A 13,615-nucleotide genomic window follows, 5' to 3' on the forward strand; every position below is an offset into this window, starting at 1 on the left:
TGGAATAAAAAATTAGGCGTTATACTATTAACGGCGTTTGCTGTGTATTATTACTTTATCTGGTAATGATATTTTTTATTTATCTTTTTTGTGGCATGTATCAGTGCAATATATATTTATTTATCATGCTGACTTCGGCGGCGGTAAAATATTTTACCGCGTGCTGCTGATTTGCTGATGAGCTCAAGTAATGAAGATGTTTTCTCCCTATAATCATTTTGTATAATAAAAAGGAGATTATATGAGTATCAGTCGTCGTTATTTTCTTAAAGGCATTGGAGTCGGTTGTAGTGGATGTGCCCTCAGCAGTTTTCCGCCTGGGGCGCTGGCGTTGAATCGACCCGATGAAATAAAAGGTAAGGCCAGGCTGACGCCCAGTCTGTGTGAGATGTGCTCTTTCCGCTGCCCGATACAGGCGCAGGTGGTGAATAATAAAACGGTGTTTATCCAGGGTAATCCGCAGGCGGCGCATCAGGGCACCCGGATCTGCGCCCGCGGCGGCAGCGGGGTGAGCCTGGTGAACGATCCGCAGCGTATCGTCAGGCCGATGAAGCGCCGCGGCCCACGCGGCGCCGGGGAGTGGCAGACGATCAGTTGGCAGCAGGCCTACCGTGAGATCGCTGAAAAGATGAATGCCATCAAGGCGCAGCACGGCGCGCAAAGCCTGGCCTTTTCCTCCAAGTCCGGATCCCTCTCAGGGCACCTGTTCCATTTGGCCTCCGCCTATGGCTCTCCGAATACCTTCACCCATGCCTCGACCTGTCCGGCGGGTAAGTCGATCGCCGCCAAGGTGATGATGGGCGGCGATCTGGCGATGGACATCGTCAATACCCGCTATATGGTGGCTTTCGGTCATAATCTGTATGAGGGGATCGAGGTTGCTGATACGCATGAAATGATGATGGCGCAGGAGCGGGGCGCCAAGGTGGTCAGCTTCGATCCGCGGCTGTCGGTCTTCTCCAGCAAGGCCGATGAATGGCATGCGATCCGCCCCGGCGGCGACCTGCCGGTGCTGATGGCGATGTGTCACGTGATGATCGCCGAGCGCCTGTACGATGCGGCCTTTGTCGATCGCTATACCCTGGGATTCGATCGGCTGGCGGAGGCCGTCAGTGAGACTACGCCGACGTGGGCGCAGCAACATGCTGATATCCCGGCGCAGGTCATCGTACGGGTAACCCGTGAGCTGGCTGCCAGTGCGCCCCACGCCATTGTCAATCCGGGCCACCGTGCGACCTATTCGCAGGAAGAGGTCGATATGCGGCGGATGATCTTCACCCTGAATGCCCTGCTGGGTAACGTGGAGCGTCAGGGGGGGCTGTATCAGAAGAAGGGGGCCTCCGTCTATAACACGCTGGCCGGTGAGACGGTGGCGCCGACGCTGGCCAAACCCGGCGTAAAGGGGATGCCATCCATCCAGGCGCCGCGCATTGACGCAACGGCGCCGCAGTTTACCTATATCACCGCCAGCGGCGGCGTGGTGCAAAGCATTATCGATGCCGCGCTGACGCAGACGCCTTATCCGCTGAAGGGGTGGATTATGTCGCGTCATAATCCGTTTCAGACCGTCACCTGTCGGCCCGACCTGGTCAAAACCGTCGAGAGGCTGGAGCTGGTGGTGAGCTGCGATGTGTATCTGAGCGAAAGCGCCGCCTATGCCGACTATCTGCTGCCGGAGTGCACCTATCTGGAGCGCGATGAGGAGGTCAGCGATGTGTCCGGCCTCAACCCAGCCTATGCGTTGCGTCAGCAGGTGGTGGAGACCATCGGCGAAGCGCGGCCCAGCTGGCAGATCTGGAAGGAGCTGGGGGAGGCGCTGGGGCTGGGCCAGTACTACCCCTGGGAGACGATGGCGACGCGCCAGCTGTTTCAGCTGGGTGGCGATCGGGCGCTGTACGGCGCGCTGCGCGAAAAGGGATATCTCAGCTGGGGGGTGCCGCTGCTGCTGCGCGAGCCGGCTTCGGTTGAGCGGTTTGTCGAGCGCTACCCTCAGGCGGCGCAGCGGGATAGCGACGGCACGCTGGGCGGGGCCCTGCGCTTTAAGTCGCCAAGCGGACGTATCGAGCTCTATTCGGCGGCGCTGGAGGCGCTCTTGCCGGGATATGGCGCCCCGCGCTTTCGCAACCTGCCCCTTAAGCAGCCGGATCAGCTCTATTTCATTCAGGGTAAGGTGGCGGTGCACACCAACGGTGCGACGCAGTATGTGCCGCTGTTGAGCGAGCTGATGTGGGACAACGCAGTGTGGGTGCATCCCCAGACGGCACAGGCGCGCGGTATCCGCAGCGGCGATACGGTGTGGCTGGAGAACCCGACCGGCCGGGAGAAGGGACGGGCGCTGGTGACGCTGGCGATCCGCCCCGATACCCTGTTTGTCTATATGGGGTTTGGCGCCAAGGCCGGTGCCCGTACGACGGCCAGCCGCCACGGGATCCACTGCGGCAATCTGCTGCCCCATGCAACCAGCCCGGTGTCCGGCACCGTGGTCCACACCGCCGGGGTTACCCTGCGCCGCGCCTGAAGGAGCCGTCGATGAATCAGAACAACAACCACTATGTCATGCTACATGACGAGAAACGCTGCATTGGCTGCCAGGCCTGTACCGTCGCCTGCCGGGTGCTGAACGATGTGCCTGTGGCGTACAGTCGGCTGCAGGTGCAGATCCATCTGCCGGAGCAGGAGACGGAGGGGCGCTTTCGCTTTGTCAGGATTTCATGCCAGCACTGCGCCGATGCGCCCTGCGTCAGCGTGTGTCCGACCGGCGCCTCTTTCCGGGATGATAACGGGATCGTGCAGGTCGATAAGTCCCGCTGCATCGGCTGTGACTACTGCGTCGCCGCCTGCCCTTTCCACGTGCGCTATCTGGATCCGCGCAGCGGCGTCGCGGATAAGTGCAACTTCTGCAGCGACAGCCGCCTGTCGGAGGGGCTGGCGCCCGCCTGTGTCTCGGTCTGCCCGACCGATGCGCTGCACTTCGGTCGCCTGGAGTCGGCGGAGGTGCAGCGCTGGATTGGCCAAGAGGAGGTCTATCGCCAGCGTGATGCGCGCAGCGGAGAGGTCAGCCTGTATCGCCGTAAAGAGATCCACCGGGAGGAGCAATCATGAACAGCATTTGGGGTGCGGAGTTACACTACACACCGGACTACTGGCCACAGTGGCTGGCGCTGGCGGCGGCGCTGGTCGCCACGCTGCTGGCCGGGCTGGCGCTGCACGGGGCGCTGCGCTGCGCCCTGGCGCCGAAGCATGCTCCGGGGGTACCGGTGAGGCTGTATCTCTACCCGGCGGCGGTGCGCTGCTGGCACTGGAGCAACGCGTTGCTGTTTGTTCTGCTGCTGCTGAGCGGGCTGTGTGGCCACTTTTCGCTGGGGCCGGTGGCGCAGTGGGTCACCCTGCATACGCTGTGCGGCTATGTACTGATCGTCGCCTGGATAGGCTTTGTGCTGATCAACCTGCTGAGCGGCAACGGACGCCATTACCGCGTCCGCTGGCAGGGGCTGATCTCGCGTTGCCGGCGCCAGGCGCACTTCTATCTGTTCGGTATCATGAAGGGGGAGGTGCACCCCTTTGTCGCGGATGCGCGGGGCAAGTTTAACCCGCTGCAGCAGCTGGCCTATCTGGCCATCATGTATGCGCTGGTGCCGTTGCTGATGGTCAGCGGTCTGCTGTGTCTTTATCCGCAGTTTAGCGCCGGACAGGCGCCGCTGATGCTGACGTTGCATATGGTGCTGGCGGTGGCCGCGCTGATATTCCTGTGCGCGCATATCTATCTATGTACGCTGGGGGATACGCCGGGGCAGATCTTCCGTGGCATGCTGGATGGCTATCATCGTCACCACGAGCATGCTAGCGCGCCGGACCCGCGTCCGTAGCCCCATGGCGGGGGAGCAGGTAAGACAGCGGGGGCGAATGCCCCCGCTATGCTATCGCCGCCGCGGCGTTGCCTCAGCCGCACTGTACCTTGATAGCCAGGCCGCCGCGAGAGGTTTCCCGGTATTTGGCGTTGATGTCTTTGCCGGTTTCGTACATGGTTTCAATCACCTTGTCCAGGGAGACGCGTGGCGCGGAGGTGCGCTGCAGCGCCATACGGGCCGCGTTGATCGCTTTTACCGAGGCAATGGCGTTACGCTCGATGCACGGCACCTGTACCTGACCGGCGACCGGATCGCAGGTCAGCCCCAGATTGTGCTCCATACCGATCTCCGCAGCGATGCACACCTGTACCGGGCTGCCGCCCAGCAGCTCAGCCAGCCCGGCGGCGGCCATGGAGCAAGCGACGCCCACCTCGCCCTGACAGCCGACCTCGGCGCCGGAGATCGAGGCGTTCATCTTGTACAGGGCGCCGATAGCACCGCTGGCCAGGAAGTAGCGCACGAAGACGTCCGGCGTTACGGGATCGATAAAGTGATCGTAATAGGCCAGCACGGCCGGCACGATGCCGCAGGCACCGTTGGTCGGTGCGGTAACGACGCGTCCACCGGCGGCGTTTTCTTCATTGACCGCCAGGGCAAACATATTGACCCAGTCGATCACATTCATCGGATCGCGCGAGTATTTGTCGCTGGTGACCAGCATCCGGCGCAGTGCGGCGGCGCGTCGCGGCACCCGCAGCGGCCCGGGCAGTATGCCTTCGGTGTTCAGCCCGCGCTCAATGCAGGCCTGCATGGTGTCCCAGATGGCGGTAAAGTAGGCGTAAATCTCTTCTTTGCTGTGCAGCGCCAGCTCATTTTTCATCACCAGCCCGCTGATGGAAAGACCGGTCTCTTCACAGTAGTCCAGCAGCGCCTGCGCGGAGTGGAACGGATAGGGGACTTTGACGCCGTCGTCGTTTTGCTGGCCAAAGTGCTCTTCATCAACGATAAAGCCGCCGCCGATGGAGTAGTAGGTTTTGCTGTACAGCGGGGCGTCACCGGCGCCGTAGGCACGGATGGTCATGCCGTTTTCATGCAGCGGCAGGTTATCGCTGCGAAAGACCATTCCGCCGTCGCGTGGGAAAATGACCGGGTGGCCTTCGCGCCCCAGGGGCAGCCGTTCGCTGCTCTCCACGCTGTGGATAAACTCGGGAATGGCGTCGATGTCGACGCTGTCAGGAAGATTTCCCGCCAGCCCCATAATGATGGCGATATCGGTGTGATGGCCTTTACCGGTCAGTGAGAGCGAGCCGTAAACGTCAACGGCAACGCGCGTGACCGACGGCAACAGACCCTGTGCCGCCAGATCATCGACAAACTGTTTCCCGGCTTTCATCGGTCCGACCGTATGGGAACTGGAGGGGCCAATGCCGATCTTGAACATGTCGAAAACGCTAATCACGCTAAAGCTCCTTAAAGAGGCTATGTCTTGTGCTGCTGGTGTAAAGTCGTCGACCGGCGCAATTGCGGGTCACGTGTCACCCATGGGCGCCGTCGCAGCGGCGGCGGGTGGAGTTGTTATCGCCGATTCGCATTAAATAATTTAATGCTGCGCAGGCCCCTTTAATGGGGCGCCAACAATAACCGAACTGCGGCATCGGCGCACGCGCAATTGTGCCACTGGCGTGCTCTCCCGCGCGGAAACGCGGCGATCGGCGGTACGGCGAGCTGCGCAAAATAACCATGGTAATATGCTGCCAATTTCTCACTCTATATCATATGACTCTGAAAATAGTGAAAATCAAGACATATTCATATTCTAGCCCCGTTTGAGTCTGGAGATCGTCCGTTTGGGTCGGGTGGCTGGCAAAAGTGCACGGTGGCGATGCACTGGCCGGATAAACTGAGGTAGGGAGTGGAGTTCGGCTCAGGACATGCGCGTCTGCAGGGCCAGGCGGCGGATCATTGCTGCCGTCAGTCCCCAGATCAGAAACTCCCGGTAGCGGGACAGGTAGAGACGGTGCGCCGTACCAGCGCGGGTCACATCCAGCGGGTGATAGCGGCCCGGTTCCAGCGCTTGCGCCAGGGGCAGCTCAAAGATCTGTGCGACTTCGCCATGGTTGGGGCACAGATGCAGCGGCGTTGAAAGGATGGCGACCACCGGCGTAACGCAGAAGCCACTGCTGCTGTCCTGTGGCGGCAGATGGCCGAGGATCCTGACCCGGGCGGGATCCAGTCCGATCTCCTCCTGCGCTTCACGCAGGGCGGTGATATATAGAGAGGTGTCCTGTTTATCACGCGCCCCGCCGGGAAAGGCGACCTGACCGGGATGCTTACGCATGTCGGCCGCGCGTTGGGTCAGCAGCAGGGTCGGCTGCGGGCGGTTGACGATGGGGATCAGCACCGCCGCCTGGCGCGTGTGGCGCGTCGGGCGCTCCGGCAGCGGGCTATTCAGCTGAAAATCGGTTACAAAGCGGGCCAACGCTGGGCTCAGTCGCATAGCAGAGGTGTTCCGTCCGCCAGCAGCGGCAGGATCCGGCTGACTTTGTCCAGCGTCTCCTGATATTCGGCCTCTGCCTCGCTGTCGGCGACGATGCCGCCGCCCGCCCAGCAGTGCAGGCGTCCATGCTCCGCCAGCAGGGTACGGATCGTGATGCTGGTGTCCATATTGCCGCAGGCACTGATATAGCCAATGGATCCGCAGTAAAGGTTACGCCGTTGTGGCTCCAGCGTATCGATGATCTCCATGGCGCGGATCTTGGGTGCCCCGGTAATCGATCCGCCCGGAAAGCAGGCGCGCAGCAGATCGCAGGCATCCAGCCCTTCGGCCAGACGGGCGCAGACGGTGCTGACCAGATGGTGAACGGCGGGGAAGGTTTCCACCGCGAACAGCTCGGGTACGCTGACGCTGCCCGGCGCGGCGATCCGGCCAACGTCGTTGCGCATCAGATCGACAATCATCAGGTTCTCTGCGCGATCTTTGGCTGAGGCAGCCAGACGCAGGCGCTGCAGGGCATCGTCATGGGGCATCGGGCATCGGGGCAGGGTACCTTTGATCGGGCGGGTCACGATATCGCCTTGGCTGAGCTGCAGGAAACGCTCCGGTGAGACGCTGATCACGGCGCTGTGCGGTAGACGCAGGAAGGCGGAAAACGGTGCCCGGTTGGCCTGGGTCAGCCGCAGGAAGGCCTGCCACTCATCGCCGCGGTAGTCGGCGCTGAAGCGCTGGGTCAGGTTGATTTGGTAGCAGTCGCCGGCCTGTAAGTGGGCCTGTATCCGCTGGAAGGCTTGGCGGTACGCGTGTCGGCTCAGGTTAGCCTGCCACGCAGACGTCAGGCTGAAGGGGGCGGCGGGGACGGGCGTCTGCGCCAGCAGCCAGGCCAGGCGTTTCCCAGCGTCCTGCCAGCTGAGCAGCGTCACCCTACGCCGCTGATGATCGACGATCAGCGCCCAGTCGTAGATCCCCTGCGCCATGTCCGGGGCCTGCAGATCGGCGTGGGCCTGGCTGGGCAGATGTTCGAATCGTCGCCCGAGATCGTAGCCCCACAGCCCGAGAGCCCCCCCGCAAAACGGCAGATCCGGCTGCGGTGGGCAGCGGGGAAGATAGCGATCAATCTCTGTGCGCAATAGGGTCAGCGGATCGCCACCGTCGTCACGGCAGGCACCATCCCGCGTGGCGATCTGCGTCTGTTCGCCGCGGGTCTGCAGCGTGGCGCAGGGGTCGGCTACGACAATATCATAGCGGTTATGGGCGTGGTCGGCGGCGGCGGAGCTGAGCAGCATGGCCCAGGGATGATGCGCCAGCGGGGTAAAGTAGCGCAGCGCCGCATCGGGCCGGTAGGGAAGGTCACGCTGTGTCAGTTCGGGGATAGCGGTCATGGCGGCGCGGGAGTCTCATCGGTCTGTGTATGATTTAGGTCAATTATCTACGGATGGCGCCTGTGCGGCAATCACCACGGTGCTGTTCCGTTCGTCGGGTTGGCTATATACTGCAGCGGAAATAACCGAGAGGAGACGTTGTATGGTTGGCGGTATGCCGGCATTAACCCATGAACAGCAGCAGCAGGCGGCAGAGCGCATCCAGACGCTGATGACACAGGGGATGAGCAGCGGGGAGGCGATTGCCCAGGTCGCTGCAGAGATTCGCGCCAGCCACCGTGGCGAGCAGATCCGCGTGGCCTTTGACGAGGCGGACGACGACGAGGCATCGCAATAAGATGGGGCGGCGGCGGTAGCTTGGGGACGCTTAGGGGCGGATCACCACCGATGCCGCGCTGTCCCTGGCGCGCTGGCGCGCTGTTTCCGTACTCTCTCCCCAGGCCAGCGCGACGCCGAGTCGCCGTACGCCGTCGATGTGCGGCTTGCCAAACAGGCGCAGCTGGGTTGCCGGGCGCAGCGCTTGTGAGAGGTTGGCGAAGGTGACGTCGTCGCTGTGAAGTGAGGGCAGCAGTACGGCAGATGCACAGGGGCCAAACTGGCGGATCACGCCGATTGGTAGCCCGAGAAATGCGCGGACATGCAGCGCAAACTCAGAGAGATCCTGTGAGACCAGCGTGACCAGTCCGGTGTCGTGGGGGCGGGGGGAGACCTCGCTGAAGATCACCTCATCGCCGCGGACAAATAGCTCTACTCCAAACAGACCATATCCTCCCAGCGCCCGGACGACTGAGGCGGCGATCGCCTGCGCCCGCGCCAGTGCGGCGGGGCTCATCGCCTGCGGCTGCCAGGACTCGCGGTAGTCGCCTTCCTGCTGGCGGTGCCCGATCGGCGCGCAGAAGTGGATACCGTCGCTGGCCTGCACCGTCAACAGGGTTATTTCGAAATCAAAGCGGACCTCGCCCTCGACGATGACGCTGTCGGCGTCACCGCGGGCGCCTTGGCGGGCGTATTGCCAGGCGGGTGCCACATCGTCGTCGTTGCGTAGAATGCTCTGCCCTTTGCCCGATGAACTCATGACGGGCTTGGCGAAACAGGGGTAGCCTATTTCTGTCACCGCCTGTCGAAACGCCTCGATGCTGTCGGCAAAGCGATAGGGAGAGGTGGGCAGCGCCAGGGTCTCAGCCGCCAGGCGGCGGATCCCCTCACGGTTCATCGTAAGCTGTACCGCCCGGGCGCAGGGGACGACCCGCTGGCCGTCGCTCTCCAGCTGCAGCAGCGTTTGCGTTGCGATGGCCTCTATTTCCGGCACGATATAGTCAGGGCGCTCGCGCTCGATAAGCGCTCGCAGGCTGTCGCCGTCGCGCATATCCATGACGTGGCTACGGTGGGCGACCTGCATGGCCGGCGCATCGGCATAGCGATCCACGGCAATCACTTCCAGACCGAGACGCTGGCTCTCAATAGCGACCTCTTTGCCGAGCTCACCGGCGCCTAACAGCATGACGCGGGTTGCGTGGGGACGAAGGGCGGTTCCGATTGGCTGCATGGATTCTGCTCCTGTTCATTCGGGGAAATTATCGTCGGCAGTATATACGAAACCGTTTGCGTGGCAACGGGAAAGATTTTATTACAATGAGCAATAAAGCGATAAAGTTTAACTAACCATTTGTTTTTAATTATGTTGATGATTGTCTGTTGGGGCTGCTTTACACAATTGTGCGCTATGCCGCACGAGAATATTTTCGTTGTCGGAGGCAGGGATATACTGGAAAAACAGGAGATGGGCGGGGCGCCGTGTGACTACTTTTAGCGCTGCCTCATCCTCTCAGTGAGTGAGGCGCTGCAGCTTGAAGATTTGTACCATAAATAATATTGTATGATTAATTGCTTTGACCGGAGGGAAGCCGGTCGCTTAAGACTTCAACAGCGCTGCGCAAACGCAGGAGTGCATCGGGCGTAGCGGGAAGGTATATGGAATGAGTAGTGCGACCTGCATTGAAGAAAGCGAATTAAAACAGGATAACTGGTACCGTATTGCGGAAGAGATGCTGAGCCGGGCGGGGATTACCATTAATGGCAATCAGCCTTATGATCTTCAGGTAAAAAATCCGCAGTTTTTTCATCGTGTACTGCAAGAGGGCTCCCTGGGACTGGGGGAGAGCTACATGGATGGCTGGTGGGAGTGTGAGCGACTGGATATTTTCTTCCAGCGCATTCTGACCGCCGGTCTGGATACCCAGCTACCGAAGCACATTGCTGATATTGCACGCATCGCGTCCGCGCGGATCTTTAATCTGCAGAGCCGTAAACGCGCCTGGATCGTAGGAAAAGAGCACTACGATTTGGGGAACGATTTGTTTAGCCGGATGCTTGACCCACAGATGCAGTACTCCTGTGCTTATTGGAAGACGGCGCAGACGCTGGAACAGGCTCAGCAGGATAAACTGAAGCTGATCTGTGAGAAGCTGCGGCTGCAGCCGGGCATGAGGCTGTTGGATATCGGCTGCGGCTGGGGTGGGCTGGCACAGTATGCGGCAGAAAACTATGGTGTTTCCGTGGACGGCGTAACGATTTCTGCCGAACAGCAAAAGATGGCACAGGCGCGCTGTCAGGGGCTGGATGTCAAGATTTTGCTGCAGGACTATCGCGATCTGAACAACCGCTACGATCGTATCGTATCGGTGGGGATGTTTGAACACGTCGGTCCTAAAAACTACCGCACTTACTTTGAGGTGGCCGCGCGTAATCTGAAGGCGGATGGTCTATTTCTGCTGCATACCATCGGCTCTAATCAGACTGATCTGAACGTGGATGCCTGGATTAACAAGTATATCTTCCCTAACGGTTGCCTGCCGTCGGTAGCACATATCGCTAACTACAGTGAAGGGTTGTTCGTTATGGAGGATTGGCACAGCTTTGGGCCGGACTACGATTGCACCTTGATGGCGTGGCACCAACGTTTTCAGGCGTGCTGGCCTGAGATTAGCGCCAACTACAGCGAGCGTTTTTACCGCATGTTCTGCTATTACCTTACGGCCTGTGCCGGGGCATTTCGCGCCCGTAACATTCAGCTGTGGCAGGTTCTGTTAAGTCCGCAGGGGATTGAAGGAGGAATGCGCGTACCGCGTTAATATCCTCCCGACAAGAAGGGCTGAACAGGAAAGAGGGGCGTCGAATGAATACTGACGCCGTCTCTTTATTATGTCTGACAATATAAACTGGGCGATAGTGCTTCTGATAAAGGGGGAGATACTTAAGCCGTTAGTGATGGCGATACATGTGATAGCTATTTTGGTGATTTAATTGACAGCTTATACTTTCTGTTTGAAATGTTTTATATTCGTCGCAACGCAATGAATATTATATTGTTTTATTTTTAATTTATATTTTATAAATACCCTGCCAGGCTATTCTGTAGCGCGCCATCTTTCTCAGTGTGATTAAAAATAACGGCTAACCATTTGCACCCTGAAGTAAAGTATGTCATTAATAATGACGCCTTAAAACGGGGCGTTGCCTATGGCGAAGAAATATCTGGACTGATAGTCCCTTTGTCTGGCAGTGACATCGTTAATAGGATCAAGCATGCCTTAGGGCAGTTTTTCAAAGTGAAGGAAAGCGTAATGAGCAAGAAAAACGGTCAGGTCAAATGGTTTAACGAAAGCAAGGGATTTGGTTTCATCACGCCCGCAGATGGTTCCAAAGATGTCTTCGTCCATTTTTCTGCCATCCAGAGCGATGGGTTCAAGACCCTGGCAGAAGGTCAGCAGGTCGAGTTCTCTATCCAGGACTCCCCGCGTGGCCCGGCCGCCGCTGATGTGATTGCGCTGTAAGCAAATCGCGCTATCGCAGTTGACAAAACCCGCCATTGGCGGGTTTTTCTGTTTTTGGCTGCGAAATCAACCGAACGGTAGCCCTTGTAACGCTGGAGGCTTGCAGATAGGCCCCTAAATCATTTACTGTCTATAAAAACAGTATTAAGGCGAGAGTGGGTAAGATGACAGTAAATATTCAATATGTTGTGGTACGCGATGGGGTGGAAAAAATGACCTTTGCCAGTAAGAAAGAGGCGGATGCTTATGACAAAATGCTGGATTTGGCTGATAACCTGAACGAGTGGCTGACTCAGGCCCCGCTGACACTGGAGGAGGGACAGCGTGAAGCGCTGAGCTTTTATCTGGCTGAACAGAAAGAGAGCCTGGGGCGTCTGCTGCGAGGAGCCAGCCTTGCGTCGCTGGTGGATGTGTCATCGACGGAGTTGGTTAGTGAAGAGTCCGTCGGGGAGTCGGACGCGATTGAAAAGGCGCAGGCTGCCTAGCCTGTCGGTTTATTCGGTGTGGCCTCGGCGGGAGTGTGCGCCTATGCCGCCGCGCGGCGGGGCTGCAGAATATCATGCTGCTTTTTCCTGTTGAATAATGCGGTGGAGTAACATATGAAGCCCGATATCACTTTTTATCGTCGCTTTCAGGCCGATATTTTGGCTGGGCGTAAGACGATTACCATCCGCGATGACAGTGAGTCTCACTTTCAGCCGGGACAGCGGCTCATGGTAGGACAGTATGAGGATGGGCGCCCCTTTTGTGAGATTGAGGTGATTGGCGTAACCCCGGTGATGCTGGCGCAGCTGAATGCGCAGCATGCCGCTCAGGAAAACATGACGCTGGATGCGTTGCGCAGCGTGATCGGGGAGATCTATCCGCAGATCGAGCGGCTTTATGTCATTTCATTTTCACTGGTACGTGCGCTGGCGGGCTGAGGTTCGACCCGCGACAGCGGGTGCAGATCCTATCACTTCCCCGCTGTCTGCCGCAGTCGGTGATACGCTCATCTGATAAGGTGTGTAGCTAGCGTATTTATGTGGCAGATCACCTTGATGGTTTGGTCTATTTTATGACGGTCACGCTTCGTGGTTACATGGATTTGTTAATGAAATGGTCGCCCCCTATATCCTGTGCCACAGTGGGACGATAAATCCTCACTACTTGAGCGGAGCGGTCATCATGAACGTTAAAACTATCGGTATCGATTTGGCAAAAGAGGTTTTCCAGGTTCATTGAATTGACGAACACGGCCAGCGATTGCCCAACAGGCAGCTCAAACGCACAAAAATGCTTTCCTTTTTTACCAACATCCCTCCATGTTTGAGCAGCATGGAAGCCTGTGCTTCTGCTCACTTCTGGGTCGGTAAGCTTATGTCGATGGGCCATAACATCAAACTGATGGCCCCTCAGTTCGTCAAGCCCTATGTCAAAACCAATAAGCATGATGCTGCAGACGCAGAGGCTATTTGCGAAGCCGTTACGTGACCCAACATGCGATGCATGCCTGTCAAGCTCCCTGAGCGACAAACCGTACTGGCACTTCACCGAAGTCGTCAGCGTTTCATCAAGCAATAGAGTGCTCAGTAAGACAGAAACAACACCACCGATTGTTCCGGCAAGTATGACGTGATGGTAGGACAGCTCATACCGTGATGGGGAGAACCCGGTTTATTCAAGGCTCCTGAAAGAGCGCTTTGTTGATAGAGGCCTCCATCAGCGTATTCCATCAGGGACAGAGGTGTTTCACATCACCTCGGCAAGGTCGGGATCTATGACTGCAATTGATGACCTGCAAATCCACCACACCATATTTAGCTTGGCAAACAGGAGGCGACCATCTATGAATAAATCAGCGTTAACCGGCAGGATGGCTCCCGCTGGTGCGCCTGTTATGCACTCCGGACGTGGTGTGACATACCCGGCAACGTCATCCGGCTCAGCGCCTTGGTGATGCCTCCCCAATTGTTCGAAGGCATCACCAAATGGCATATGTATCTCTGCGCTTCGGGTGTGCAAACGACGTGAGATTGTTAAGTTCAGATCATCGTTTCCTTCACGAATGCGACCTGA

Annotated in this window: 12 protein-coding genes and 1 pseudogene; 9 read left to right on the plus strand and 4 right to left on the minus strand. The window is 58.4% G+C overall.

All coding sequences use genetic code 11. From position 1 onward, the window contains the following. The first annotated feature begins 241 nt into the window (after positions 1–241). The 3 genes from phsA to phsC are packed head-to-tail and all read left to right on the plus strand — an operon-like array spanning position 242 to position 3,866. The gene (phsA, locus tag EIEH_RS06655; protein ID WP_015871176.1) at positions 242–2,518 is read left to right on the plus strand and encodes a thiosulfate reductase PhsA; all 2,277 of its coding nucleotides are present in this window, start codon (positions 242–244) and stop codon (positions 2,516–2,518) included. Positions 2,519–2,529: 11 nt separating this feature from the next. Beyond that, the gene (locus EIEH_RS06660; protein ID WP_035609081.1) at positions 2,530–3,102 is read left to right on the plus strand and encodes a 4Fe-4S dicluster domain-containing protein; all 573 of its coding nucleotides are present in this window, start codon (positions 2,530–2,532) and stop codon (positions 3,100–3,102) included. Then, positions 3,099–3,866 carry a thiosulfate reductase cytochrome B subunit gene (gene phsC / locus EIEH_RS06665; protein ID WP_015871178.1) on the plus strand — a complete coding sequence of 256 codons (768 nt, stop codon included), beginning with the start codon at positions 3,099–3,101 and terminating at the stop codon, positions 3,864–3,866. The genes EIEH_RS06660 and phsC overlap by 4 nt, the downstream gene beginning before the upstream one ends. 73 nt (positions 3,867–3,939) lie before the next feature. Here phsC and EIEH_RS06670 read toward each other — a convergent pair whose 3' ends face one another. From EIEH_RS06670 to pabB, 3 genes are all read right to left on the minus strand, one after another. After that, positions 3,940–5,307 carry an L-serine ammonia-lyase gene (locus tag EIEH_RS06670; RefSeq protein WP_015871179.1) on the minus strand — a complete coding sequence of 456 codons (1,368 nt, stop codon included), beginning with the start codon at positions 5,305–5,307 and terminating at the stop codon, positions 3,940–3,942. Between the two features lie 465 nt (positions 5,308–5,772). Further along, positions 5,773–6,345: a CoA pyrophosphatase gene (locus EIEH_RS06675; RefSeq protein WP_015871181.1), complete on the minus strand. Its 573-nt coding sequence runs from the start codon at positions 6,343–6,345 to the stop codon at positions 5,773–5,775. After that, on the minus strand, positions 6,336–7,724 hold the full coding sequence (gene pabB / locus EIEH_RS06680) for an aminodeoxychorismate synthase component 1 (protein ID WP_015871182.1): 1,389 nt from the start codon (positions 7,722–7,724) through the stop codon (positions 6,336–6,338). The genes EIEH_RS06675 and pabB overlap by 10 nt, the downstream gene beginning before the upstream one ends. 142 nt (positions 7,725–7,866) lie before the next feature. On the opposite strand from pabB, the gene EIEH_RS06685 reads away from it, so the two are divergent. Continuing rightward, on the plus strand, positions 7,867–8,061 hold the full coding sequence (locus EIEH_RS06685) for a YoaH family protein (RefSeq protein ID WP_015871183.1): 195 nt from the start codon (positions 7,867–7,869) through the stop codon (positions 8,059–8,061). Positions 8,062–8,091: 30 nt separating this feature from the next. Here EIEH_RS06685 and purT read toward each other — a convergent pair whose 3' ends face one another. After that, positions 8,092–9,270: a formate-dependent phosphoribosylglycinamide formyltransferase gene (gene purT / locus EIEH_RS06690; RefSeq protein ID WP_015871184.1), complete on the minus strand. Its 1,179-nt coding sequence runs from the start codon at positions 9,268–9,270 to the stop codon at positions 8,092–8,094. 430 nt (positions 9,271–9,700) lie between these two features. Between purT and cfa the strand changes: the two genes are divergently transcribed. The 5 genes and pseudogenes from cfa to EIEH_RS19655 all read left to right on the plus strand — a co-directional run. Then, complete coding sequence (gene cfa / locus EIEH_RS06695) at positions 9,701–10,855, plus strand: cyclopropane fatty acyl phospholipid synthase (protein WP_015871186.1); 1,155 nt, start codon at positions 9,701–9,703, stop codon at positions 10,853–10,855. A 492-nt stretch (positions 10,856–11,347) separates the two neighbouring features. Beyond that, on the plus strand, positions 11,348–11,557 hold the full coding sequence (gene cspE / locus EIEH_RS06700; RefSeq protein WP_015871187.1) for a transcription antiterminator/RNA stability regulator CspE: 210 nt from the start codon (positions 11,348–11,350) through the stop codon (positions 11,555–11,557). 164 nt (positions 11,558–11,721) lie between these two features. Continuing rightward, complete coding sequence (locus tag EIEH_RS06705; RefSeq protein ID WP_015871188.1) at positions 11,722–12,042, plus strand: YebG family protein; 321 nt, start codon at positions 11,722–11,724, stop codon at positions 12,040–12,042. Positions 12,043–12,156: 114 nt separating this feature from the next. Beyond that, positions 12,157–12,480, plus strand: a complete 324-nt coding sequence (yqfB, locus tag EIEH_RS06710) for a N(4)-acetylcytidine aminohydrolase (RefSeq protein WP_015871189.1) — start codon at positions 12,157–12,159, stop codon at positions 12,478–12,480. A gap of 301 nt (positions 12,481–12,781) precedes the next feature. Further along, positions 12,782–13,114 (plus strand): annotated as a pseudogene (locus tag EIEH_RS19655) (IS110 family transposase); the annotation flags it as partial. Positions 13,115–13,615: the final 501 nt, after the last annotated feature.

The sequence above is a fragment of the Edwardsiella ictaluri ATCC 33202 genome (genome assembly GCF_000264785.1).
GTDB lineage: Bacteria > Pseudomonadota > Gammaproteobacteria > Enterobacterales > Enterobacteriaceae > Edwardsiella > Edwardsiella ictaluri.